Annotated in this window: 3 protein-coding genes; all 3 read right to left on the bottom strand. The window is 44.1% G+C overall.

The features are described from left to right. Positions 1-399, bottom strand: a 399-nt coding sequence (locus PKH29_12850; GenBank protein HNX15728.1) for an AMP-binding protein, incomplete at its 3' end; no start/stop codon positions are given. Between the two features lie 699 nt (positions 400-1,098). Next, entirely contained in the window at positions 1,099-1,710 is a 612-nt protein-coding gene (locus PKH29_12855) for a flavin reductase family protein (protein ID HNX15729.1), read from the bottom strand. Between the two features lie 16 nt (positions 1,711-1,726). Beyond that, entirely contained in the window at positions 1,727-2,185 is a 459-nt protein-coding gene (locus PKH29_12860) for a YdeI/OmpD-associated family protein (protein HNX15730.1), read from the bottom strand. Positions 2,186-2,263: the final 78 nt, after the last annotated feature.

Raw genomic sequence — 2,263 nt, forward strand, 5'->3', positions numbered from 1 at the left:
CGCCGCGCCCCGGTAAGAACGCGTATAGAATAACGCCGTCGCGTCGCCTTTCAGCGCAAGATTTTTCAGATCTTCATCCTGAAGTTCTTTATCCAAGGGGACAATCACGCCCAATCCGCACACCACCGCCATATAGGTGATAAACCAGTTGTAAGAATTTTCACCCACCAAAGCAATATGCGTATCCGCGAAGCCGTAATCCAGCAGCGCGGTGCCCAGCGCGTTGACGTCATCGACAATATTTTTACAGGAATACTGTGCGATTTCACCGTTTTGACTTTCCCGCAGGACTGTTTTGTCTCCGTACAGCAGCAGTGCCCTGTTCAAAACTTCTCTCAAATCCGTCAGCGGTCCCATTGCCAAAGGCTGCTGCTCAAATAATGCCTTACTCTTTTTCATGTTTGTCAGACCTCCGTCCTCAGCCAAAAACCGGAAACACCGTATTTAATAAAAGATAAAAAGACCGGATAACTTGAAAATTTCGGACATGGGATAATCCTATGTCTAATAATACAAGTTCAAGAACAGCTGTCAATCGCTATTAATGTTATTTTTTGGGTACTTTTGACGAAATCGCCCGAATTTCAGACCACGAGATGAAAAAGGTAAAAAAAACTCCCCTGATTCGGGAAAACCCATGTGGTGAAAATCGTTTTTAAATCATAGATATCAGTTGTCGAAGGGCCTAAACGTGCTTAAATCTTACCATTTCTTAGTCACAGAAACGGTTACATTTTACTTCATTTCGTGTTATTTTTTACATTTTCAACGCGATAGCGTGTTAATATTAAATACGGTAATGCCGATTCCTTTTTAAGAATTATGTGCGTGTGGACCGTTTCAAATGCCGGATTAAACGTGTATTTGAAAAAGATGAATTCAAATGCATTTAGAATCGTCTTTGCAACGTTGAATACAGCATCTGCGTTTTCTTCTTCATTTAATTCAGCCGTCGAATAAACCGTGACCTTTTTTGAATCATTTATGCACCCGATGATGTTTTACTGCGGCAAAGTGTATTCGAAAATGTGTGTACCCGATAAAAAACCCACTCGCCGAAAAAACGCGGGGTTTATAAACAGTATATTCATAATCAAATCAATCTTTTTTTGCCGCCTCACATTGATCGATAGGGTGCGCGATGTTTTTATTCTTCATCGGCTCGCCCCATTTTGCAACAGCGTTTCCGTCCCACGAAAAATAGGTGCTGCCTACGGTGCGGGCCGGGCGGATCATACGGAGTTTTTCCTCAAAAGAAACCGAATCGTCGCATATCGCTTCATCGGCCAATACATTGCGAATTTTACATAAATAAATATCCGCGCCGTTGTGTTGAAAGGTCTTGTCAACTTCCAGCTCGAATGTCCACGGGCATTTTTCAAGCACCGGAACCGCCAGCACCTGCCCTTTTTCTATGCCGATGTCGAGCTTCATCTTATCCGCGTCGTAGCCTGATTTGCAGCCGAAATAATCGGCAAGCGGCAATAGTTCTTCGGTCACGAGCCCCATCGAAAAGACGCCGTTTCTGCGGATGTTGTCTCGCGTGCGCTTGTCCTCGCAGATCGCAGCCATCACGCCCAAATTTTCGTCCCAGTAATAACTTACCCAGCAAAACAGCCCAAAATCCGGCTTACCGTCGTTGTTGTATGTACCGTAGACAAACAGCGTCTGCGGGCAAAACCCGTTGGATATCCCCATTGATTTCTTCATAAAATAACCGCCCCTTTCAAGCATCCGTTTTTTCAGCCAACTGTCTCACCAGTGCGTTGATTCTGTTTGCCCTGGTCTCTTCCATTTTTGCGGTTTCGATATGGTTGATCAGTTCACGTTTGAAATAATCGGGTTGGCTTTGAAACCGCTCCGATACCCCGGCATCATTCAGCGCTTTTTCAATATCGGCGGGAATGATGATTTCCCGTTTCTTCATATCTTTTTCTAAAGTCAAATGCACAGTGTCGCCGATGTTCTTTCCGACAGCCCGTTTGATGAATTCGTTATAAACAAGGTAATGTCCGTTTTTCGAAGGCAGCAGCGTGTGGTCGAATGCATGCCCATCCACCGTGATGCAGACCGGGATATTGCCCTTGGAGCCGAAGTGCTCCGGCGCCGAGTACGGGAAATAGAACACGCTCCACTTGATTTTGCCTTCGAGCTGCTTGATTTCACTGTCAAATTCAAATTTCATTTATAAATCTCCCTTTTTTAAACTTTTTATAATGTATTAATCTTACGAATTGTTAAAATTCTTACCGCAGTAAACGGT

The organism is Oscillospiraceae bacterium (assembly GCA_035353335.1).
Classification (GTDB): Bacteria; Bacillota; Clostridia; order Oscillospirales; family JAKOTC01; genus DAOPZJ01.